General features: G+C 72.7%; 19 protein-coding genes. 4 read left to right on the top strand and 15 right to left on the bottom strand.

What is annotated here, in order from left to right; all coding sequences use genetic code 11:
- Window positions 1-181 precede the first annotated feature (181 nt).
- The 4 genes from AC3EU2_RS13070 to AC3EU2_RS13055 all read right to left on the bottom strand — a co-directional run bounded on the left by AC3EU2_RS13070 (window position 182) and on the right by AC3EU2_RS13055 (window position 4,223).
- Window positions 182-598: a DUF6912 family protein gene (locus tag AC3EU2_RS13070; protein ID WP_488179489.1), complete on the bottom strand. Its 417-nt coding sequence runs from the start codon at window positions 596-598 to the stop codon at window positions 182-184.
- A gap of 17 nt (window positions 599-615) precedes the next feature.
- Window positions 616-2,046 (bottom strand): WS/DGAT/MGAT family O-acyltransferase, encoded by a 1,431-nt coding sequence (locus AC3EU2_RS13065; RefSeq protein ID WP_488176733.1) that lies wholly within the window; start codon window positions 2,044-2,046, stop codon window positions 616-618.
- A gap of 63 nt (window positions 2,047-2,109) precedes the next feature.
- Window positions 2,110-3,522, bottom strand: a complete 1,413-nt coding sequence (locus AC3EU2_RS13060) for a CpaE/TadZ family protein (protein ID WP_488176732.1) — start codon at window positions 3,520-3,522, stop codon at window positions 2,110-2,112.
- Window positions 3,519-4,223: a hypothetical protein gene (locus tag AC3EU2_RS13055; protein ID WP_488176731.1), complete on the bottom strand. Its 705-nt coding sequence runs from the start codon at window positions 4,221-4,223 to the stop codon at window positions 3,519-3,521. The genes AC3EU2_RS13060 and AC3EU2_RS13055 overlap by 4 nt, the downstream gene beginning before the upstream one ends.
- 209 nt (window positions 4,224-4,432) lie before the next feature.
- On the opposite strand from AC3EU2_RS13055, the gene AC3EU2_RS13050 reads away from it, so the two are divergent.
- Window positions 4,433-4,645, top strand: a complete 213-nt coding sequence (locus tag AC3EU2_RS13050) for a helix-turn-helix domain-containing protein (protein ID WP_488176730.1) — start codon at window positions 4,433-4,435, stop codon at window positions 4,643-4,645.
- A gap of 3 nt (window positions 4,646-4,648) precedes the next feature.
- Here AC3EU2_RS13050 and AC3EU2_RS13045 read toward each other — a convergent pair whose 3' ends face one another.
- On the bottom strand, window positions 4,649-5,191 hold the full coding sequence (locus tag AC3EU2_RS13045) for a hypothetical protein (protein WP_488176729.1): 543 nt from the start codon (window positions 5,189-5,191) through the stop codon (window positions 4,649-4,651).
- A gap of 140 nt (window positions 5,192-5,331) precedes the next feature.
- Here AC3EU2_RS13045 and AC3EU2_RS13040 point away from each other — a divergent pair, with 140 nt between their 5' ends.
- Window positions 5,332-6,096, top strand: coding sequence for a LysM peptidoglycan-binding domain-containing protein (locus AC3EU2_RS13040; protein WP_488176728.1), 765 nt, complete (start codon window positions 5,332-5,334; stop codon window positions 6,094-6,096).
- Window positions 6,093-6,638, top strand: coding sequence for an Rv3235 family protein (locus tag AC3EU2_RS13035; RefSeq protein ID WP_488176727.1), 546 nt, complete (start codon window positions 6,093-6,095; stop codon window positions 6,636-6,638). Before AC3EU2_RS13040 ends, AC3EU2_RS13035 begins: the two co-directional genes overlap by 4 nt.
- 93 nt (window positions 6,639-6,731) lie before the next feature.
- Here AC3EU2_RS13035 and secA read toward each other — a convergent pair whose 3' ends face one another.
- The gene (gene secA / locus AC3EU2_RS13030; protein ID WP_488176726.1) at window positions 6,732-9,641 is read right to left on the bottom strand and encodes a preprotein translocase subunit SecA; all 2,910 of its coding nucleotides are present in this window, start codon (window positions 9,639-9,641) and stop codon (window positions 6,732-6,734) included.
- 179 nt (window positions 9,642-9,820) lie between these two features.
- Between secA and AC3EU2_RS13025 the strand changes: the two genes are divergently transcribed.
- Window positions 9,821-10,942: a GNAT family N-acetyltransferase gene (locus AC3EU2_RS13025; protein WP_488176725.1), complete on the top strand. Its 1,122-nt coding sequence runs from the start codon at window positions 9,821-9,823 to the stop codon at window positions 10,940-10,942.
- Here AC3EU2_RS13025 and AC3EU2_RS13020 read toward each other — a convergent pair.
- From AC3EU2_RS13020 to AC3EU2_RS12980, 9 genes are all read right to left on the bottom strand, one after another.
- The gene (locus AC3EU2_RS13020) at window positions 10,932-12,152 is read right to left on the bottom strand and encodes a winged helix-turn-helix domain-containing protein (protein ID WP_488176724.1); all 1,221 of its coding nucleotides are present in this window, start codon (window positions 12,150-12,152) and stop codon (window positions 10,932-10,934) included. The two genes, AC3EU2_RS13025 and AC3EU2_RS13020, sit on opposite strands and share 11 nt — an antisense overlap.
- A gap of 53 nt (window positions 12,153-12,205) precedes the next feature.
- Window positions 12,206-12,919 carry a response regulator gene (locus tag AC3EU2_RS13015; protein ID WP_488176723.1) on the bottom strand — a complete coding sequence of 238 codons (714 nt, stop codon included), beginning with the start codon at window positions 12,917-12,919 and terminating at the stop codon, window positions 12,206-12,208.
- A 67-nt stretch (window positions 12,920-12,986) separates the two neighbouring features.
- Window positions 12,987-13,655, bottom strand: a complete 669-nt coding sequence (gene hpf / locus AC3EU2_RS13010) for a ribosome hibernation-promoting factor, HPF/YfiA family (RefSeq protein WP_488176722.1) — start codon at window positions 13,653-13,655, stop codon at window positions 12,987-12,989.
- 95 nt (window positions 13,656-13,750) lie between these two features.
- Entirely contained in the window at window positions 13,751-14,503 is a 753-nt protein-coding gene (locus tag AC3EU2_RS13005; protein ID WP_488176721.1) for a ComF family protein, read from the bottom strand.
- Between the two features lie 90 nt (window positions 14,504-14,593).
- A complete protein-coding gene (locus tag AC3EU2_RS13000; RefSeq protein WP_488176720.1) occupies window positions 14,594-16,372 on the bottom strand; it encodes an LpqB family beta-propeller domain-containing protein in 1,779 nt (592 codons plus the stop codon).
- Entirely contained in the window at window positions 16,369-18,048 is a 1,680-nt protein-coding gene (gene mtrB, locus AC3EU2_RS12995) for an MtrAB system histidine kinase MtrB (RefSeq protein ID WP_488176719.1), read from the bottom strand. The genes AC3EU2_RS13000 and mtrB overlap by 4 nt, the downstream gene beginning before the upstream one ends.
- Before the next feature lie 2 nt (window positions 18,049-18,050).
- Window positions 18,051-18,728 (bottom strand): MtrAB system response regulator MtrA, encoded by a 678-nt coding sequence (gene mtrA, locus AC3EU2_RS12990; protein WP_035937865.1) that lies wholly within the window; start codon window positions 18,726-18,728, stop codon window positions 18,051-18,053.
- A gap of 108 nt (window positions 18,729-18,836) precedes the next feature.
- Entirely contained in the window at window positions 18,837-19,745 is a 909-nt protein-coding gene (locus AC3EU2_RS12985; RefSeq protein WP_488176718.1) for a type II secretion system F family protein, read from the bottom strand.
- A 1-nt stretch (window position 19,746) separates the two neighbouring features.
- On the bottom strand, window positions 19,747-21,696 hold the full coding sequence (locus AC3EU2_RS12980; RefSeq protein ID WP_488176717.1) for a type II secretion system F family protein: 1,950 nt from the start codon (window positions 21,694-21,696) through the stop codon (window positions 19,747-19,749).
- Between the last annotated feature and the right edge of the window lie 2 nt (window positions 21,697-21,698).

Genomic DNA, 21,698 nt, shown 5'->3' with positions numbered 1-21,698 from the left:
CGGCTTGCTAGCGTCCGCAACCTTGGTCGCGATCCCGATCACCTTTGCGGACGCTGGAGAGGCCGGGCGGACGCTGGGGAGCTCCGGCTTGCTAGCGTCCGTGACCCTGGTCGCGATCCCGACCACCTTTGCGGACGCTAGGGAAGCCGGGGGGCGGGCGGTGAGGGGGTGGGGCGGAGGGTTAGGGGGTGGGGCGGGCGGCGAGGGCGATGACATCGTCCAGCTCGGTGACGTCGTACCAGAGGAGGTCGGCCGTCTCGCCGCCCGGCTGCTCGTCGATGTGGAACGAGGCGATCCGCGACAGCGCGACGACGACGTCGAGCTCGACGGCGGTGGAGTCCTCGTCCTCGCGGCGGACCACGGCGGTGTCGACGTCGGCGGAGGCCACGACGCGCCGACCCCCGTCGGGGGCACGGTCGGCAGCGTCGGCTGCGGCGGCCCACCAGGCGGCGTACTCGCGATCCTCGTCGTCCTTGCCCGACGTGCGGGCCGCGATGTCGAGGGCAGCGTGCGCGCTGACCGGGACGGGGCCGACCTCACCGCGCCGGCGCAGACCCTCGAGGGCGGCAGGGTCGAGAGGAACGTAGACACGAACCATCGGCACGGCAGGTCCTCTCAGCGGGTCCGGGAACGAGGAGCCTCGAGCAGCTCCTGCAACGAGTCGACGATCGACTGCCCGAGGACGTCGACGTCCGGCAGGGCGTCGCGGTCGGCGTAGAGCCCGTAGTAGACCCCGCCGTCGTAGGACGTCAGCCCGATCGACAGCGCCTTGGACACCCCGAGCGGCATGACGGGGTAGGTCGAGGCCATCTGCGCGCCGGCGACGAAGAGCGGGTGCTGCGGGCCGGGCACATTGGTGATGGCGACGTTGAACAGCCGTCGCGAGACCGCGCCGCCGAGCCGGGCGGCAAGGGTGTGCATCGTCGGCGGCGCGAACCCGCCGAGCCCGACGAGGGTGTCGGCGCCGACGGCGCTGCCCGCCTCCATCTGCTGGCGCATGGCGAACGCGATCTGGTGCAGGCGCATCGATGCCCCGGACTCGCCGACCGGCAGGTCGACGAAGCAGGCCGTGAGGTGCCGGCCCGCGGACAGCTCGCTCTCGACGTCGTGCACGCTCACCGGGACCATGGCCCGGATCGTCGTCGCGCCGTGAACGCTCTCGCCGCGCATCATCAGCCAGGTGCGGAACGCGCCGGTGATCGTGGCGAGGATGACGTCGTTGATGCTGACGTCGTCGGCGAAGGCGCCCTGGGTGAGGCGCGAGCGCACCTTCTTGTAGTCGTCGAGGTCGGTGCCGACCATGACGTAGCGCCGGGCCCGCCCGACGCGGGCGTTGAGCGGCGACGTGGGTGCCGGGCTCGCCGACGCCCGGGCCACCGCGGAGACGACCTCGCCGGCGACGCCGAGCACCCGCCCGGCGGTCGCCTTGACGTCGGTGATCCCCGACTGGACCGTCTCGACGAGCTGGCCGGGCGCGCGCACCGTGTCGGCAAGGGCGCTGACGATGAGCTCGGTCTGCGACGGTTCGCGGCTCGGGCGCCACGTGTCGGCGACGCTCTGCGACCCGGGGTTCTCGGAGTCCTCGAGGATGAGGTGGGCGATGTCGACGGCGTTGACCCCGTCGACGAGGGCCTGGTGGGTCTTGGTGATGATCGCGAACCGGTCGTCGGCGAGCCCCTCGACGAGGTAGACCTCCCATAGGGGGCGGCTGCGGTCGAGGGGTCGCGGCTGGATCCGCGCGATGAGCTCCTCGAGCTGCTCGTCGCCCCCGGGGCGGGGCAGCGCCGAGCGACGCACGTGGTAGGTCACGTCGAACCGCTCGTCGTCGATCCACACCGGGTTCGCGAGTCGGCCGGGGACGGTGCGGACGCGCTGCCGGTAGCGCGGGACGTAGGCGATGCGGCGCGCGATGATGCCGACGAGCCGGTCGTAGTCGAACCCCTCGTCCGGAGCGTCGAAGACCATGACCGAGCCCACGTGCATCGGCGTGGACGGCTCCTCGAGCGCGAGGAAGCTGCTGTCGAGGGTGCTCATCCGGTCGGCCACGTGCCCATCGTGTCAGACGGGTGCACACCGCCGTGCCGGGCACGGAAAGGCCCGGGCCCGCGCTCAGGCGGACCGGTGTGACCCCCGTCGCCACCGCGCTCGCCGGCCGCGTCGAGCGGCCCGACCGGTGGGGGCCAGGCCGGGCCGGACCGACTCGGCGATCCGGGCTACGGCCGCGGTCACGGGCGCGGTCGGCGCCTGCTCGACGAGGCTGCGGCCGGCGAGGAGCGCCGCGTCGCAGTCCTCCGGGGCCCACGGGACGAAGATCGGGTCCTCGAGCCCGGCGAAGCGGGAGAGCACGTCGGCGAGCGCGTGCTCGGGCCTCGGTCCGGTCGCCGAGGCGCGCACCTTGTTGACGACGACGGTCGGCACGGGCGAGGGGACGACCCCGACGTCCTGCACGGCTCGGACGAGCCGCTGGAGGCCGATGGGGTCGGCGGCGCCGACGGCGACCAGCGAGTCGCTGCGCTCGAGCGCGGTCAGGGTCGTCGCGTTGCGGCGCGGCGCCGCCGTGTCGTAGCTGAGCTCCTCGTCGTCCTCGAGGGCGAACCCGCAGTCGACGACGACGTGGTCGACGAGGCCGCGGGCCTGCTCGAGGATGTCCTCGACCGCCCCGGTCCGGAGCTCGGGCCACCGCGACGGCGTGGGTATGCCGGTCAGTACCCGGAGCCGTGACGTCACCTCGGGTGCCACGCGGGACAGGGCGGCCACGTCGAGCGTCCCCTGCTCCGAGGCTCGCGCGGCCGCCGCCACCCCGGGAGCCTCGTCGATGAGGGCGAGGTACTGGGCGACGCTCGCGCCCCACGTGTCGAGGTCGACGAGCAGCGTGCGGACGCCCCGGCCCGCGAGGTGGGATGCCAGGGCCACGGCGATCGTCGTCCGCCCCGGGGCGCCGGTCGGTCCCCACACCGCGGTGACGAGGGCCCGCGCCGGCAGGTCGTCCTCCACCGCATCGTTCTCCGCACCGCCGTCCGCCTCGGATGGGCCGCCGTCGGAGGCGTGGCGGCGCGCGGGTCCGTCGAGCCAGCGCGTGAGCTCGTCGTCGGTCACCGTCGCGTGACCTGCGCTCACGCCGGCGCCGACGCCCGCACCTGCGCCCCGAAGCGGAAGCGGCCCACCCCGTCCCTCGGCCAGGTCGACGAGCGTCGCGGCGAGGTCGACCGGGTCGTCGGTCGGCCGGACCAGGGTGCGCACGCCCAGCTGGAGCAGCCGGGCCTCGGCCGCCTCGTCGCCGCTGCCGACGAGGCCGGCGACGCGCACCCCGTGGCCGGCCAGGTGCCGTAGCGCGTCACGGTCCAACCCGCGGAAGTCCGCCGAGACGACGGCGACGTCGGCCACCCCCGCGGCTCCGGTGGACAGCAGCTCGGCGACGTCGGCGCACCGCCGCACGACCACGACCGCGTCGGCGCTCTCGAGCAGCGAGACGAGCTGCTGCTCGTGGTGGTGGGACACCCCGGTGATGACGGCGGCGGTCATGACGCCTTCTGCGACACGGCGCCGGGGACGGCGACGAGGGTGATCCTCGCGCCCAGGTCGACGTCGCCGACGAGTCCCTGCACCTTGTCCTTGGGCACCATGACCTGGACGGCTCGAGTGTCCCCCCGTCCGCCCATGACGGTGTCGTCCTCGGAGAGCCCCAGGACCGTGACGCCCTCGAGGGCAAGCTCTGGGCCGGCGAGCGGGTGGGACCCGACCGGACCCGCTGCACCTGCCGCTCCTGCCGGGCCGGTGGCCGGCTCGACGGGGCGGTTCACGTAGACGTCGACGACCGAGCCCGCGCGCAGCGTCGACGCCGAGGTGGCGTCGACCTGCAGCGCGACGGGCTGGTTCGTCGCCCGCTCGCGGGTGCCGAGAGCGGTGCGCGGGATGAGCTCACCCGCGCGCACCTCCCGGAGGATGAAGAGGTTCGGCGCCACGTCCTGCTCCGCGCTCACGTAGTCGGCGGCCGTGTCGCCGAGCAGCACGTCCACCCGCACGACGTCCTGCGCCGACAGCGGCTGGCCGGGCACGAGACCGGACCTCGCGGCATACATCGGCACGCGGTCGTCGGCGCGGCTCATGACCCAGGCGCCGACGGCGGTCGACGCGAGCACGAGGAGCACCCCGACGAGCAGGCGGCTGTCGCGCCACGACGGCCGGCGCAGTCGCTGCGCGGCGGGCGTGGACAGGTCGGACATCGGCGAGGCTCCGGGTCGTGAGGAGGCTGGACGGGGGGTCGCGACACCTCCCCTTCCTGAGATTGTGGCGCAGGACGGCGCGACGCGCCCAGCGCATCAGGGGACCTGTGGACGGCGCCGCCCGCGGGTCGGTGCTGTGGACGAGCGCCACGAGCCCGGCCGGACCGCGTGGCAGACTGGCCGTCGCAGCCGACGAGAGGAGCCCGCCCGTGGCCAAGCGGTTCATCCCGCTCACCGAGGTGTCCGAGATCCTCGACATCTCCTCGGCGCAGGCCTACGCGTTGGTGCGGTCCGGTGACCTGCCGGCCATCAAGGTCGGGGGACGCGGCCAGTGGCGGGTCGAGACGACCGTCCTCGAGGAGTACATCCAGCGCATGTACACCGAGACCCGGAAGTTCGTCCGGTCCCAGGGCGACGACTGACCGTCACCGCGACTCGACGAGCACGAGCGCGCTGAACGGCACCGTGTGCCGTCCGGTGACGTTCTCCTCGCGCCGGCTCTCCCCCAGTGCGTGCTCGGTGAGGTCGAGGAAGTCCGCCCCGACGCCGTCGATGGTCCCGGTGAGGGTGCGCCCGCCCGCATCGGTGACCGCCACCTGCGCCCGGTCGCGGGAGAGGCCCCGCAGGGCGTAGCCGAGGGCGAACCGGCGTGCGGTCCGGGTGGGTGAGGCCCGGGTCGGCAGCCCGGTGACACCAGCCACGGCGTGCACCGGCACGACCGCTTCCCCACCGGACTCGGTGCGGACGAGCAGCCAGTCCTCGCCGAGGTCGAGCAGCTCCCCGCGGACCTGCGCACCGGTCACGAGCCGCAGGCGCAGGACGCTGCCCAGGGCCGCCGCGAACCGGGCGGCGAGCGCCACGGTGGCGCGTTCACGGCGAGTCCGGTCGGCCACCTCGGAGTCGCGCTCGCGCCGTTCCTGGGCTCCGAGCTGCGCCTCGAGGTCGTCGAAGAGCTGGTCCCACCGCATGCCGGGAGCCTAGGGCTCCCCTCGACTCACGATGCCTCTTGCGCCGTCGTGGATCGAGGAATATCGTCAAACACATGCAAACAGCATCAAACGACACCAAAGGCAGGTCGCACAGGCGTGTCGCCCGAGGAGTGCTCCTCGTGCTGGGCGTGCTCGGGGGCGGACGCCTCCTCGCCCTCGCCTGGACGTCCGCCTGGGAGCGGGTGCAGGCCCCGGGCCCGGCCGCCGCCGACGAGGTGGTTGCCCTCACGGCCGCAAGCCTCGCGGCAGGGATCGCGGCGTGGCTCCTGTGCGGCGTGGTCCTCGAGCTCGCCACCCGCCTCCCGGGCCGCTGCGGCCGAGCCGCCGGCCGGTGGTCGCGTCGGGTCACGCCGGGGCTGGCCCGGAGGGCGGTGGGCTTCGCCCTCGGCGTCGGGGTCGGCGTCCTGGGTGGCCCCGCCCAGGCCGTGGCGACCGGCTCCCCCACCCGCACCGTCGTGGCGGGCCAGCCGGGCGACCAGCCCGCCCCGGACCCGGCCTTCCGCGCCGCCGCCACCCCGGCTGCGTCAGCAGTCGCGTCGGCGCCCGCCCCCGCGCCCGCCGCCTCGTCCGCCGCGACGCCGCCGCCCGCGCCGGGCTTCACCCCCGCCGCTCCCCGCGTCCGCCCGCAGGCGGACCCCGGCCTCCTCGGTGCCCGCGGCGCGGCCCCCACCGAGGACGAGGTCGTCGTGCACCGCGGCGACTCGCTCTGGTCGATCGCCGCCCGCCACCTCGGCACCGACGCGAGCGCCGCCGAGATCGACCGCTCCTGGCGACGATGGTTCGCGCTCAACCGCGACCGGGTCGGCCCGGACCCCGACCTCATCCTCCCCGGGCAGGTCCTGCGCGTCCCCGGCCCCGAGCACGCCGGAGCCGACCTCCGGTGAGCCGCACCGTCCCGTCCCACCTGCATCCGGTGACCATCCAGCCGCCGGTGAGCCACCGCCCCGCGGCCGTCCCCCTCGCCGAGGCCCTGCGGAGGTCGGAGGACGAGCGGGGCCACCCGGCATACGTCCAGGACGCGCTGGCCCTCGACCTCGCGATGGCCAGCGACGAGCAGGTGTTCGGCCCGCAGAGCACCACCCGCGCGGACCTGCCCGAGCCGGGCCCGTGGGCCGGGCAGATCGCCCAGGCGATCATCGAGGTGATGTCGGGCCTGCGTCCCGCCCCGCAGGTCCTGCGGTGGACCACTCCCCCGGTGTATGCCGTCATCGCCCGTCGCGGGGCCCTCGCCGCCCGTCGCCGTGCGGCGGGGACGCGGTCAGCGGCGCGGCGCGCCGTGGTCCGGACGGTCCACGTGAGCGAGCCGGCCGACGGCGTCGCCGAGTGCAGCGTCGTCGTCAGCGAGGGCGTGCGGGTGCGGGCGATGGCCCTGCGCCTCGCGGGCCAGGACGGCCGGTGGCGGGTCGAGGCCCTCCAGATCGGCTGACGCCGCACCGGGCGACGCCGCAACCGGCTGCGCGTCCCGTCCCGGCGATGAGGGCCGTGGATGGAACGCGCAGTCGAGGGTGGAGCCGAAGGGTCAGGCCTTGGCGCCGTGGCACATCTTGAACTTCTTGCCCGAGCCACAGGGGCACGCCGCGTTCTTCGGTGTCCGCGCGAGCTGCTCGGCGGTGAGGCCGCCGGCCCCGCCGCTGCTGCCGTCCCCGGCGACGTCGCGCTCGACGACCTCGCCGGTCTCGGACGGCGCGGTGTAGTGCAGCTGCGCCGGCTGGCGCGGTCGCTCGATGCCGACCCCGGCCACCTCGACCCGCGGGGCGTGCTCGTGGTCGTGCTCGTGGTCGTGGTCCTCGCCGGCCGCAACGGCCGCAACGGCCTCCGGGGAGACGTCCGAGCCCGCGAGCCCACCGAACATGTCCGAGACGTGCTGCGGGGCGGCGGCCACCTCGGGCGCGGGCTGGTCGACCTGGACGTCGACGTGGAAGACGAGACCGACGGCCTCCTCCTTCACCGACTCGTTCATCGCCTGCCAGAGCTGGAAGCCCTCGCGCTGGTACTCGACGAGCGGGTCGCGCTGGGCCATGGCCCGCAGACCGATGCCCTCCTGGAGGTAGTCCATCTCGTAGAGGTGCTCGCGCCACTTGCGGTCCAGCACCGACAGCATGACGCGACGCTCCACCTCACGCATGACCTCGGTGCCGAGCAGCTCCTCGCGGGCGTCGTAGGCGTGGTGGGCGTCCGAGAGCAGCTCCTCCTTGAGCGTGTCGGAGTCGAGGCCGGAGCGACCACCGGCCGCCTCGACGACCTGATCCTGCGTCAGCGACACCGGGTAGAGCGCGCGCAGCGCGGTCCACAGGCGGTCGAGGTCCCAGTCCTCGGCGAAGCCCCCGGCCGTCTCGGCGTCGACGTAGCCACCGATGACGTCGGTGACGAAGAAGCGCATCTGCTCGTGGAGGTCCTCACCCTCGAGGACGCGGCGACGCTCGTCGTAGATGACGGTGCGCTGGCGGTTGAGGACGTCGTCGTACTTGAGAACGTTCTTGCGGATCTCGAAGTTCTGCGCTTCGACCTGGCTCTGGGCCGAGGCGATGGAGCGCGACACCATCTTGGACTCGATGGGCTGGTCGTCCTCCATGCCGGTCGAGCTCATGACCCGGTCGACCATGCCCGCGTTGAACAGCCGCATGAGGTTGTCCTGGAGGGACAGGTAGAAGCGCGACTCGCCGGGGTCACCCTGACGGCCGGAGCGACCACGCAGCTGGTTGTCGATGCGCCGCGACTCGTGGCGCTCGGTGCCCAGGACGTAGAGACCACCGAGGTCGGTGACCTCCTCGTGCTCGGTGGCCACCTTCGCCTCGGCCGCGTCGAGGGCCGCGTCCCACGCCGCCTCGTACTCGTCAGGCGTCTCGACGGGGTCCAGCCCGCGAGCCTTGAGCGCCGCGACGGCCATGAACTCGGGGTTGCCACCGAGCATGATGTCGGTGCCTCGACCGGCCATGTTCGTCGCGACCGTGACGGCGCCCTTGAGGCCGGCGTCGGCGACGATCGCGGCCTCGCGCTCGTGGTGCTTGGCGTTGAGGACGGCGTGCCGGATACCGCGGCGGCGCAGCTGCTCGGAGAGGTGCTCGCTCTTCTCGACGCTGACGGTGCCGACGAGGACCGGCTGGCCCTTCTCGTGGCGCTCGGCGATGTCGTCGACGACGGCGGTGTACTTGGCCTCCTCGGTCCGGTAGACGAGGTCGGCCTGGTCCTTGCGGATCATCGGGCGGTTGGTGCGGATCGGGACGACGCCGAGGCCGTAGATCGAGTTGAGCTCGGCGGCCTCCGTCATGGCCGTACCGGTCATGCCCGAGAGGGTGTCGTACATGCGGAAGTAGTTCTGCAGCGTGATCGTCGCGAGCGTCTGGTTCTCGTTCTGGATCGTCACGCCCTCCTTGGCCTCGATGGCCTGGTGCATACCCTCGTTGTAGCGGCGGCCCTTGAGGATGCGACCGGTGTGCTCGTCGACGATGAGGACCTCGCCCTCCATGACGACGTAGTCCTTGTCGCGGGTGAAGAGCTCCTTGGCCTTGAGCGCGTTGTTGAGGTAGCCGATGAGCGGGGTGTTGGAGGACTCGTAGAGGTTGTCGATGCCGAGGTAGTCCTCGATCTTCTCGATGCCCGGCTCGAGGACGCCGACGGTCTTCTTCTTCTCGTCGACCTCGTAGTCGCCCCGGCTCGGGATGCCGCGCATCTGGTCGGCACCCTCACCGCGCTCGAGGTGCATGACCGCCTTGGCGAACTCGGCGTACCACTTCGTCGGCTGGTCGGCCGGGCCGGAGATGATGAGCGGCGTGCGCGCCTCGTCGATGAGGATCGAGTCGACCTCGTCGACGATCGCGAAGTTGTGGCCGCGCTGGACCAGCTCCTCCGTCGACCACGCCATGTTGTCGCGCAGGTAGTCGAAGCCGAACTCGTTGTTCGTGCCGTAGGTGATGTCCTTGGCGTACTGCTCGCGCCGCTGGTCCGGCGTCATGTTGGCGAGGATGCAGCCCGTCTCGAGACCGAGGGCGCGGTGGACGCGACCCATGAGCTCGGCCTGGTACTCGGCGAGGTAGTCGTTGACCGTGACGACGTGCACGCCCTTGCCCTCGATGGCGTTGAGGTAGGACGGCAGGGTCGCGACGAGCGTCTTGCCCTCACCGGTCTTCATCTCGGCGACGTTGCCCATGTGCAGCGCCGCGCCACCCATGATCTGGACGTCGAAGTGGCGCTTGCCGAGGGTGCGCTTGCCCGCCTCGCGCACCGCCGCGAAGGCCTCGGGGAGGACGTCGGCGAGGGCCTCACCGTCGGCGAGGCGCGTCCGGAACTCGTCCGTCATGCCGCGGAGCTCCTCGTCGCTCATCGCGGCGAAGTCCTCCTCGATGGCGTTCACCTGGTCGGCGATGTTCTCGAGCTTCTTGATCGTCCGGCCTTCACCGGCACGCAGCAGCTTCTCGACGATCTTCACCACGGGTTGGACTCCTCGTTGCAACGGGCGCGTTCGATCTCGGCCGATGACGTCGACGAGACCCGTACAGGGTAGTCGAGCCGCGGCAGGGAGCCGTACCTGACGCGGCTCTCCACCCCACTCCAACGCGACGCCACGCGTAATCGTTTCCGGGCCCGCCGCCATCCGTGATGACATGCCGTATGCCGTTCCCCGACTCCGTCCCCCACCTCACCGACGGCGTGGTGCGCCTTCCCCCGCACTCCCCCGCCGACGTGGACCGCATCGTCGAGCAGTGCCTCGACCCGGCGAGCGTGCGCTGGACGCAGGTTCCGCGCGACTACACGGCCGACATGGCGAAGGAGTGGCTCACCGCCATCGCGGCCGGCTGGGACCAGGCCGACGGGGACGGCGACCGACTGTGGGCCCTCGAGGAGGTCGCCGACGACGCGCACCGATTCCTCGGGACCATCGACCTCCGGCTCCGGGCCGGTGGGCGCGCGGAGATCGGCTACGGCCTCCACCCGGACGGGCGCGGGCGGGGTCTCATGGCCCGGGCCCTGCGGCTCGTCGACCAGTGGTGGTTCGACCGGGGCGGCCGCCGGGTCGACTGGTACGCCGAGAAGGGCAACTTCGCGTCGTGGGCGGTCGCCCGCGCCGCCGGCTACGAGTTCGTCACCACCCTCCCCGAGCACGTCACCCACGGCGAGGGGCACCTCGTCGACGCGTGGTTCGCCTCGATCGGGCGCGACGACCCCGCCGAGCCGAGGGCGGCGTGGCTCGTCCCGCCGGTCCTCGAGGCCGACGGGGTCCGCCTGCGCGAGTGGCGCGACGACGACGTCGCGTCGGTGGAGGCACCCGACCACCCGCCGCACTTCCTGCCGTCGCGTGCGATCCCCACCGTCGACTCCTGGGACGCCTGGCTCACCCGCCGGCGCCTCTTCATGGCGCGCGGGTCGAGCGTCAACTGGTGCATCGCCGACGCCGCGACCGACGAGGCGCTGGGCGAGGCCCTCGTCTTCGTCCACTCCGGGGCGATCGCCGAGGGCGACACCGCCGAGCTCGGCTACTTCCTCCACCCGCGCGCCCGCGGCCGCGGCGCCGCCCGCACAGCGGCCCGCCTTGCCGTCGGCCACGCCTTCGCTCCCCACGAGCAGGGCGGGCTGGGACTGCGTCGCCTGCTCGCCGAGACGGCCTCGGACAACGTGGCGAGCAACGCGGTCCTCGAGTCGGTCGGGTTCACCCGCTGGGGGCACGAGGCCGAGGCGACCGCCCCGGACGGCTCCGTCGGCCCGGCCGACCACTGGGAGCTGCTCAGGCGCTGAGCGCGGTGACCTCGACGGCGACGAGGCCGAGCCAGTCGGCCATGAGCGCGAGCTCCTCGTGCAGCTCCCGCGAGTCCTCGGCGCCGCCGCGCCCCGCCTCCCACGTGAGTCGGCGCACGAGCAGCCGCGAACCCGCCCGGTCGGCCTTGAGGTCGACCCGCCCGACGAGGTCCTCGCCGAGCAGGAACGGCAGGACGTAGTAGCCGTGCACCCGCTTCGCCTCGGGCGTGTAGATCTCGAGGCGGTAGCCGAAGCCGAACAGCGCCGCGGTCCGGTCGCGCTGCCAGATGAGGGAGTCGAACGGTGACAGCAGTGCTCGCGCGACGATCCGACGTGGTCGCCGCGCGTCACGGTGCAGGTATGCCGGGCGCTTCCATCCGTCGATGACCACCGGCACGAGCTCGCCCGACTCGACGAGCGCGTCGATCGCCGGCCGGGCCTGCTCGGGCTTGAGCCTGAAGTAGTCGCGCAGGCACTGGGCGGTGCCGACTCCCATCGCCCGGGCGGCGATCCGGGTCAGCTCGAGGAACGCCTCGTCGTCCGGCAGCGGGGCCTCGATCGACTCGACCACGTCGCGAAGGTGCGGTGGGAGGACGCGGGACGGGACGGCATACCGGCGTTCGAACTGGCTCGTGCGCCCGGCCGAGCTGACCTCACCGGCCCAGAAGAGCTGCTCGATGGCGCTCTTGACGAGGGACCAGTTCCACCCCCACTGGTCGCGGTCGCGCGGCAGGTCGTGCTCGAGCGCGGCCTCGAGCTCCCGGCTCGTGAGCGGGCCGCGCCTGCGGACCTCCGTGAGGACGGCGTCGACGAGCGCGGGATGCTCGCGCAGGACGCTCCGCATCCCGCCCCAGGACTCGTCGTGGGCCCGGCGCATGCGGAAGGTGAGCAGCGGCCAGGTCGACGGTGGCACGAGCGAGGCCTCGTGCGCCCAGTACTCGACGAGCCGGCGCGGCGCCCGGTCGCGGGACCGGTCGACGAGGTCGCGGTCGTAGGGCCCGAGCCGCGAGTAGAACGGCAGGTAGTGGCTGCGCGAGACGACGTTGACGCTGTCGATCTGGACGACCCCGACGGTGTCGATGACTCGCTGCACCTGGCGCGAGGTGGACGTCCACGGCGCGGGCCGGGCACGGTCGAAGCCCTGCGCCGCGAGGGCGATCCGGCGTGCGGCGACCTGGCTGAGGCGGGTCACCGGCGCGGACGGGGTCATGGCCCCATCCTCGCGGGTCGCACCGACAGCGGTCGGCACCGACGGTGGTCCGCTCAGGCGTCCGGCTCGATGAGGTTGCGACGCATCGCGTAGAGGGCGGCCTCGACGCGCGAGTGGAGCTGGAGCTTCTCGAGGATGTTGCGGACGTGGTTCTTCACCGTGTTCTCACTGATGAAGAGCATCGACGCGATCTCCTTGTTGGCCTTGCCGCGCGCGACCAGGGCGAGGACCTCGAGCTCACGGTCGGTGAGGCGCGGGCCGGGCGCGGAGTCCTTGGCCGGCTCGTTGCTCAGGCGCGAGAACTCGGCGATGAGCTGGCTGGCCATGTGCGGCGGGATCATCGACTGCCCCGAGTGCACCATGCGGACGGCCTCGGCGATCTGCTCGGTCGGCAGGTCCTTGAGGAGGTAGCCGCTCGCCCCGGCCTTGATCGCCGAGAAGAGGTCGGACTCCTCGTCGGAGGCGGTGAGGATGAGGATCTTGGTCCGCGGCGCCTTCTCCTTGATCGCCGTGCACGCCTCGATGCCGCTGTTGCCGGGCATGCGGACGTCGAGCAGGACGACGTCGGGCTCGTACTCGAAGACCTTCTCGACGGCCTCGGCGCCGGACCCGGCCTCGGCCACGATCTCGAGGTCGGGCTCGAGGCCGATGACGGCCTGCATGCCACGGCGGTAGAGGTCGTGGTCATCGGCGATGACGATGCGGATGCGGCGAGCCTCCCCCGGGGACGAGGCCCGCTCCTCGGCTGCTGGCAGGGGCGGACTCACGTGGCAATCTTGACACGGGAATCCGCCCCTGTCGGTCAGTTCGAAAAACAGTGCCCTGCCACTCGGGTCACGAGACGGTGGCGCGCTCCGCGGACTCGGCGCTGGCGGTGTCCGCACCCGTGGGCGGCGACGGCGCGGCGCTGCCGTTGAGGTCGAGGTGGAGGACGCCGTAGGACCAGCCGCGGCGACGGTAGACGACGCTCGCCTTGTCGGTGTCGAGGTCGTGGAAGAGGTAGAAGTCGTGTCCGACGAGCTCCATCTCCTGCAGCGCCTGGTCGAGCGTCATCGGCGCGGAGGTGTGGACCTTCTCGCGGACCTCGATGGGCGAGTCGCCGTAGTCGGCGCCGACGTCACCGCTCTCGTCGCTCGAGGTCTCGGGCTCCGGGGGCACGAACGCGGTCTTGGCGGAGACCGACTCCGCGGGGTTCCGTCCGCGCTTCACGTGGCGGTCATGCTTGCGACGCAGCCGCTCGAGGAGCTTCTCGAGGGCCACGTCGAGCGCGGCGTACCTGTCCTCCTCGCACGCTTCGGCGCGCACGACCGGGCCCTTGATGTGACAGGTGATCTCCACGCGGTCACAGGCCTTGGCCTGGCGACGGTTCGGCTCGTGGCTGATGACCACCTCGATGCGGCGGGTGCGCGGCGCCAGCTGCTGGACCTTGTCCAGCTTCTCCGCGATGTGCTGCCTGAATCGGTCCGAGACGGTCGTGTGGCGTCCGGTGACGACAATGTCCACTGGTCCTCCTGGTTTGGGGTGCGTGCCCGTCGTGTGCCTGTCGAGGGCTAGGAGCGGCGGCACCACCTCCCGAGGATGTCTCTCATGCACTGACGTTAGACCCCTCTCGGGGGCCTTTCAACCGGGGGGTCAGGTCGAGTTTGGGCGGCGACGATCCGCCTCTGCGTGGCGCCGATCGCCGCGGCGAGGACCCGGGCGGCCCCGGCCCCCCGGAGGGCCCGCGCCGCCTCCGCGAGCGTCGCACCGGTCGTCACGACGTCGTCGACGACGACGCAGACCGCCCCCGACACCACCGGCTCGTGCAGTCGGCGCACCCGCATCGCGCCGCTGAGGTTGGCCGCCCGGGCTGCCGCGTCGAGGGTGGCCTGGTCCACCGTGACCCGGGTCGTCGTGAGGACGCTCGCGACGACGGCTCGGCCGGTGACTGCCCTCGCAGCGGTGTGGACCAGGGGCACGAGGGGTGCGTCGCCGCGGCGTCGGCGGGCGCGGGGTGACCCCGGCACGGGCACGACGAGGAGCCCCCGGTCGCGCAGGGCGCGGCGCGCCGACGGGTCCGCTCCGGCGACCGCCCGCAGGGCCGGCGCCAGCCAGCCGGCGAGCTGTGGCGCGAGGTCGCGCCGGTCCTCGTCCTTGTATGCCGTGACGACGGCCCGCAGCGCGCCGCGCGCCTCCCCGGTGACCCAGCACACCGGCATACCGGCTGGTGAAGGGGACGGCACGGCCGGCCTTGGGGACGGGTGCAGGCAGTCGGTCACGTCGCTGCGACAGCGGGCACAGAGGGAGTCGCCGGGACGGTGGCAGAGGGCGCAGGTCGACGGCAGGACGAGGTCGACGAGGTGGGACAGCACGACCCGACCCTGCCGCGCGCGGCCACGCCACGCCACCACCCCGGAACGCGCCTGTGGACCACGAGGCGTCCCCGGGTGGGCTGTGGACGGTCAGCGAGCGGGGATGGCGACGTCGGTGCCCTGACCGAGCGAGAGCCACTGCTGGCCCGCACGCCGCAGCACGGTCCCGCCGGAGGTCGTGACGATGATGTCGCGTTCGCCACCCGCCGAGGTGATGGCGACACCGGTGGGCGTCTCGGCGAGCGCCTGCTCCTCGCCGTCGACCGAGATGACGTAGGGGCGGAGCCGCTCCTTGCTCCCGACGCGACGCGCGAGGGTCGCCACGGAGAGGTCGGAGAGCCAGACCAGCCCGGTCGGCGCGACCAGAGTCGTCCCCAGCCGCAGGGGCTGCGCCAGCCGCTGGGGAATGCCGCCGGAGCCGCGGGTCACCCCGGTCACGTCGATCTGCGCGCCCGAGCCGTCCTCGGCCGTGTGCAGGATCGCGACCCGGTCGCCGTCGGGCGAGGGCTTGGCCTCGACGACACGGCGCTTGGCCAGCCACGGGGCGTCGAGGGCGGTGGCGGCGGGGCGGGCGACGGACGGGTCGCCGGTGACGTTGAAGACCCAGAGGCGCAGGGCGCTCTGGTCGTCGAGACCGATCCCCCCGGCCCAGAGGAACCCCCGCACGTCGTATGCCGGGTGGCCGACCTTGGTGCCGAAGAACGGCATCTCGTACCGCGTGGTCCCGCGGAACCGGGACAGCCCCTGGCCGTCGGGGTCGACCGCGGCGACGTCCGTGCCGTCCGCGGACAGGGCGAGCGAGTGGTAGCTCGGGATGACGTTGACCAGGCCCGACGGGCGGGGCTCCCGCTCGAGGGTGCTCGTGCTCGGGAGGAGGGAGAGGACGTCGCCGCGGCGGATCACCGGCTTGCCGAGCGGCACGTCGGGCAGGACGGGGAAGCCGACCTGCTCGACCGTGCGGACCGGGAGGTCGACGTCGGGCAGCTCGAGGGTGACGTCCCCGATGCGGATGGACACGCCCTGCACGGTCGGGTCCTGGAGGAGGGTGGACACGAGCTGTGCCCAGACGTTCTCGCGCTGCGTCTGGTCGGTGGGGACCTGACCGGTGATCTCGACGCGGGCGACACCGTCGGCGACGGAGACCGAGTCGGCGGTGAGGCGCGAACCGCGCGGGATGCTGCTGCGCACCGCACCGTCGAGGTATGCCGGTGGGTCGGCGAGCTGTGCTCGGGCGAGCCGGGTCGCGAGGTGGTCGCGGGCGAACCAGCGACGGTCGGGCACGAGGGCGCGACGGTCGGTCGCGACGTAGTGCAGGTCGTAGGGCTGGAGGAGCCGGCCGAGGTCGGAGGTCGTGAGCCACCGTCCGAACTCCTCGGGCACGGCGCTGATCCGCCACTGCCCGTCGATGCGGGCGAACTCGAAGGCTGCCTGCCGCCTCGCCGTCGCGGACGCTGCGACGTAGCGACCGTCGGCGCCGATCGTGGCCGCGACCGCCCCGGACAGGACGGCGGCGTTGGGGGCGCGCGGGGTCACGGTCAGCGGGGTGGTCGTCGAGTAGAGGACGACCTCCTTCTCCGGCGACCACGCCTTGACCGCGTCCGGGGTGAGGAAGCTGCGGGCGGTGTCGTAGTTGCCGTCGCTGGCCGCACCGGCTCGGACGAAGCCGCGCACGATCTGGTCCTGGGTCGCGTCGGCAGCGGGCCCGGGGAAGAAGGCGCGGACCGGCTGGACGTCCCCACCCTGCACCTCCAGCCCCGGCTGGACCGACGTGCCGCTGCCGATGCCGCTGCAGCCGACGAGGACCAGGAGCGCGCTGAGCAGGGCGCCCGTGGTGCCGAGCCGGGCGCGGCGGTGCTGGCCGTCGTTCACGACCGTTCACCCGGTGAGAGCGCCAGCGGTGACGCGGTGAGGGAGTGGCCGGCCTGCTGCGGCAGCGTCAGCCGGAAGCGCGACCCGACCCCGGGCTCGCCCCAGGCCTGGAGCCAGCCGTGGTGCAGCCGGGCGTCCTCGAGGGCGATGGCGAGGCCCAGGCCGGTCCCGCCGGTGGTGCGGGCCCGCGCGGGGTCGGCGCGCCAGAACCGCGTGAAGACCATCGACGCCTCGCCCGAGCGCAGCCCGACGCCGTGGTCCTCGACGACGATGGCCACCGCGCCGTCCTCCGCGCGCAGGCGGATGGTGACCGGCTTGCCGTCGCCGTGCTCGATCGCGTTGACCACGAGGTTGCGCAGGATGCGCTCGACCCGGCGCTCGTCGACCTCGGCCTCGATCGGGCCGCGGGCGAGCACCTGGACGGTGGAGCCACGGCGCTCCGCGAGGGGGCGGGCCGCCGCGACGACCTCGGCGACCGTGTCGCGCAGGTCGACGCGGTCGAGCTCGAGGGCTGCGGCCCCGGCGTCGAACCGGCTGATCTCGAGCAGGTCCGACAGGAGCGACTCGAAGCGGTCGAGTTCGCCCTGGAGCAGCTCGGCCGAGCGGCTCATCACCGGCTCGAAGTCGGCTCGTGCGTCGTAGATGAGGTCGCCGGCCATGCGGATCGTCGTCAGCGGCGTCCGCAGCTCGTGCGAGACGTCGGAGACGAAACGCTGCTGGACCCGGCTCAGTCCCTCGAGCTGGCGGATCTGCGCCTGGAGGCTGTCGGCCATCGCGTTGAACGACGTCCCGAGCAGGGCGAGGTCGTCCTCGCCGCGCGCCGGCATACGTTCGTTGAGCTTGCCGGACGCCAGTCGCTCGGCAACCTCGGCCGCGCGTCGGACCGGGGAGACGACCTGCTTGGTGACGACCCACGCCACGGCACCCAGGAGGACGGTGAGGATGAGCCCCGCCAGCGTGAACGCCGTGGAGATGAGGCTCATGGTCCGCAGCTCCTGTGTCATCGGGTAGATGAAGTACAGGTCGTAGCGGCCGGCGGTCGGCACCTCGACGCCGGTGCCCACGAACACCGCCGGGACCTGGGCGCCGTCGACGAGGACGTCGTTGACGACCGTCTGCTGGCGGCTGGGGTCGGCGGCCACGGCCTGCCGGAGCTCCTGGCTCACCGAGGCCAGCCCGAGGCCCCCGGACCCGAGCGGGTCGAGGACGGTCGGGCTCGTGTTCTTGGCGCCACGGATCATGACGACGTAGCGCGAGGGCTGCGGTCCGGCCGGTGTGAGCGTCGACCGCATGAGGTCGAGCGCGATGATGTTGAGCTCCTGCACCGTCGTCGCGGTGGTGTTGTCCCAGCGCTCCTGGGCCTGGGCCGTGAGCGTGCGGGCCTCGTACTCGCTCGTTGCGACCCGGTCACGGCGCAGGCCGTCGGCGATCTCGCTGTAGAGGTAGGAGCCGAGCAGGGAGACGACGACGATGCCGAGGACCACCGTCGTCGACACGACCCGGAACTGGAGCGAGCGCCGCCAGGTGCGCAGGAGCCAGCGGGCCAGCGAGACGACGGCGCCTCCGGCAACGCGCAGACCCTGCATCGCCCGGCCACCGATCTGCCGGACGTGCCCGGACAGGGTGGGTGACGGTGACGTCCCGGCGCCGGTGGTGGCGGTCGGCGTCCCCGACATGGTCAGGCCGGTCCGGCCCGGTAGCCGACCCCGCGCACGGTGACGACGATCTCGGGGCGCTCGGGGTCCTTCTCGATCTTGGACCGCAGTCGCTGGACGTGGACGTTGACGAGGCGGGTGTCGCCGGCGTGCCGGTAGCCCCAGACCTGCTCGAGGAGGACCTCGCGGGTGAAGACCTGCCAGGGCTTGCGGGCGAGCGCCACGAGGAGGTCGAACTCGAGCGGCGTGAGGTTGAGCGACTCCTCGCCGCGCTTGACCGAGTGGCCGGCGACGTCGACGGCGAGGTCGCCGATGGTGAGGCGCTCGGGCTCGGCGTCGTTGTCGCGGCGGAGGCGCGCGCGGACCCGGGCGATGAGCTCCTGCGGCTTGAAGGGCTTGACGACGTAGTCGTCCGCCCCGGACTCGAGACCGACGACGACGTCGATGGTGTCCGTGCGGGCGGTGAGCATGACGATGGGGACGCCGGACTCGGCGCGGATCCGTCGGCACACCTCGAGGCCGTCGATGCCGGGAAGCATGACGTCGAGGAGCACGAGGTCGGGCCTGGTCTCGCGGAAGGCGGCGAGCGCACCGGAGCCGTCGGCCACGTGGCTGACCTCCAGGCCCTCGTTGCGCAGCACGATGCCGAGCATCTCCGACAGAGCGAGATCGTCGTCGACGACGAGCACGCGACCCTTCACGGTCAGTCCTCCCTCAGTGGCTACACGGCTGGGGCGGCGCTGTCGCCGCGCCACTGGAGCAATGTTCGCACAGCGAACTGTGCCGGTCGGAGAGGCCCGACCCGACGTTCACCCGCCGCCGATCACCGACTGGTAGATGCTGATGGCAGCGGGGCCGAGGATGACGATGAAGATCACCGGGAAGATGCACAGCAGCACGGGGAAGACCACCTTGACGGTGACCTTCTGCGCCTTCTCCTCCGCCAGCTGGCGGCGCACGACGCGCATCTCCTTCGTCTGCTCCCGCAGGACCCCTCCGATGGGGACGCCGAGGCGGTCGGCCTGGACGATGGCGGAGATGAAGTTCTTGACCTCGGGTGCCGTGTTGCGCTGTGCCATCGCCTGGAAGGCGTTCGACCGGTTCTTGCCGATCTGGACCTCGGCGATGACGCGGGCGAACTCGCCGCCGATGGGACCGGGGACGGTCCGTGCGACCTGGGCCAGGGCCGCGTCGAACCCCTGCCCCGCCTCGACACACACCGTGAGCATGTCGAGGGCGTCGGCAAAGCCCCTGCGCAGCTGCTCCTGACGCCGCAGACCGATGTTGTAGACGAGCAGGTCCGGAAGGAAGAACAACGCCACGGCCATGACGGCCCCGGCGACGAGCCCGGTGAAGGTGACCCCTGCATACAGGACGCCGATGATGACACCCGCGACGAGCCCGAGACCCTTGGCACCGAAGAGCCGCTCGACCGGCCACGCCGCGGGGTTGCCCGCACGGTCGAGGTTCGCGGCCAGTCGCTCAGCAGTGCCGCCCGGGGAGAGCCGGTGGGCCAGTGACTTCAGGGCGGCCTCGAACGGGAGGACGAACCGGTCCCGCGCCGCGAGGTCCGCACTGGAGACGTTGCGGCTGTCGGGGCGGTAGTTGATCAGCTCGAGCGAGCGGGCGACACCGGTCGCGCCGACGTTGATGGTGCCCGCCAGCAGGGCGAGGACCCCGAGAGCCAGCGCGACGAGGAGAGCTCCGAGGACGAGCACGTCAGACCTCGATCCGGACGACTTTGCGCAACCAGAGTGCCCCGACGCACATGCCGACGACCGCGCCGACGAGCAGGATGACTCCCGGCACGGTGGTCCACAGGATCGCGATGTACTCCGGATTCACCCGCGTCATGTAGAGGAAGATGCCCACCGGCAGGGCCATGAGGATCCATGCCGAGAGTCGGCCCTCCGCGGACAGCGCGTTCACTTGGCGGTGGAGGGACTCTCGCTCTCGCAGCGTGTGGGCGGTCGTGCGCAGCGTGTCGGCGAGGTTGCCCCCCACCTCCCGCTGGATCCGGATCGCCATGGTCGTCCAGGTCAGGCTCTCGCTGCCCATGCGCTGGGCCGTGTGGTCCAGGGCGTCGGACAGGTCAGCACCGATGCGCGCCTCGGCCAGGGCTCGGGAGAATTCCTTGCCCGCCGGCTCGGCCGCATCCCTCGCGACGGAGTCGAGGGCCTGCGGAAGGCTGAAGCCGCTCGCCAGCGTGGTGGCGATGAGCATCATGACGTCGGGCAGCATCGCCTCGAACCTGCGCGCCCGACGAGCCGCGAGGGTGCGGAGGACAACGGCGGGCAGGAAGAAGCCGACGAGGAAGCTGGTCGGTGCTCCGATCCACCACGGGAGCGGCGCGAGCGTCGTCACGAGCGCCACGGCGACCACCACCGCGAGGATCCGCAGCACGAACCACTCCCCCGCGCGCAGTGGCAGGTCGGCCCGGCGGATGAGCTCCATGGTGCGTGCCGTCGACGAGCGCCCGGCCATGACCTTCTCGCCCATGCGCACCGCCGACTGCGCCACCGCGGAGGGTGTGGCCTCGACCTGCCTCGCTGACCCGCCGGACCCGACGAGCGTGTAGTTGGAGACTTCGGCAACGCGGTCGCGGCGTGACGACCGGAACGGGTCGGCGATGGCAATGACCAGCACCGCGACCGCGACGAACAGTGCCAACAGCCCCCCGACGAGCATCCGGCCCTGGCCTCCACCGACCCGGGTGAGCACCACCGGACCCGTGTCCGGAGCCGTGACGACGGTTGGCGATGGGGAGGCGGCGGCACTGGGCGACGCTCCCAGGTCGACGGTCGTCGCCATGGTGAACGGACGGCCGCTCGCCGTCCCGGTGAGCACGAGCGGCACGCGTCCCGTGACGTTCGCGGGGCGGGTCAGGTCGAACTCGCTCTGCGCGTCGAGCACCTTCGCCGCGACGAGGAACGCCGCGCGCACCGCTGCCGTGTCCGTGGCCTCAGCGACGGAGCCACCGCCCGCCTTGGCGAAGGCAGCCAGGGCGGCGGGATCGTTCTCACCGGTCGTGAACCGCACCACCTCGACGCGCACCCGCGAGCGGGTGAGCGCCGCGACCGCGGCCGCGAGCCCCGTGGTGCGGTCACCGACGGTGTTCTTGCCGTCACTGAGCAGGACGATGCTGCGGTCGGCCGCCGTGCCCAGCATGCCGACGGCCTGGGTGACACCGGCGAAGAGCGCAGTCTCACCGTCGGCTCGGAGTCCGTCCACGGCGCGCTGGACCGCGGGCCGGTCGAGGGTGGGCGCCAGCTCCGGGCCGGCCGTGTTGCCGAAGGAGACCACCCCCACCTTGACGTCCTGGGGGGCGGTCGCGAGGAAGTCCTTCACCGCCGACCGCACGGTCGCCATGCCGGACCGGCCCATGGAGCCGCTCGCGTCGATGAGCAGGACGGTGGTGCGCCTCGCCGGGGCGAGCTGCTTCGTCGACACCGACGCGTCGGCGCCCCCCAGCGTGGCCGTCAACCCCGGGTCGACGGACACGACCTGCTGCCCCGCCCTGAGGTTGAGCACGCCGGTGACGTGCTCGCCGGTGACCCGGACGTTCCCGATCGAGCCCGGGACGGGCGGCACCGGGGCGGCCACGGCCTGCCCCACGCCAGCGGCGCAGGCGGCCGTCAGGAGCGCGGCCACGAGCCGGGAGGTGCGCACCA

The sequence above is a fragment of the Knoellia sp. B-D-2 genome, from assembly GCF_057714695.1.
Note: the sequence above shows the minus strand (reverse complement) of the source record. Positions and strands in the feature narration are given on the sequence as shown.

Bases quoted from the DNA above. Each gene is read 5' to 3' on its own strand.
- AC3EU2_RS13070 (WP_488179489.1), bottom strand. From the start codon at position 598: ATGGTTCGTGTCTACGTTCCTCTCGACCCTGCCGCCCTCGAGGGTCTG.
- AC3EU2_RS13060 (WP_488176732.1), bottom strand. From the start codon at position 3,522: ATGACCGCCGCCGTCATCACCGGGGTGTCCCACCACCACGAGCAGCAG.
- AC3EU2_RS13055 (WP_488176731.1), bottom strand. From the start codon at position 4,223: ATGTCCGACCTGTCCACGCCCGCCGCGCAGCGACTGCGCCGGCCGTCG.
- AC3EU2_RS13045 (WP_488176729.1), bottom strand. From the start codon at position 5,191: ATGCGGTGGGACCAGCTCTTCGACGACCTCGAGGCGCAGCTCGGAGCC.
- AC3EU2_RS13025 (WP_488176725.1), top strand. From the start codon at position 9,821: ATGCCGTTCCCCGACTCCGTCCCCCACCTCACCGACGGCGTGGTGCGC.
- AC3EU2_RS13020 (WP_488176724.1), bottom strand. From the start codon at position 12,152: ATGACCCCGTCCGCGCCGGTGACCCGCCTCAGCCAGGTCGCCGCACGC.
- mtrB (WP_488176719.1), bottom strand. From the start codon at position 18,048: ATGTCGGGGACGCCGACCGCCACCACCGGCGCCGGGACGTCACCGTCA.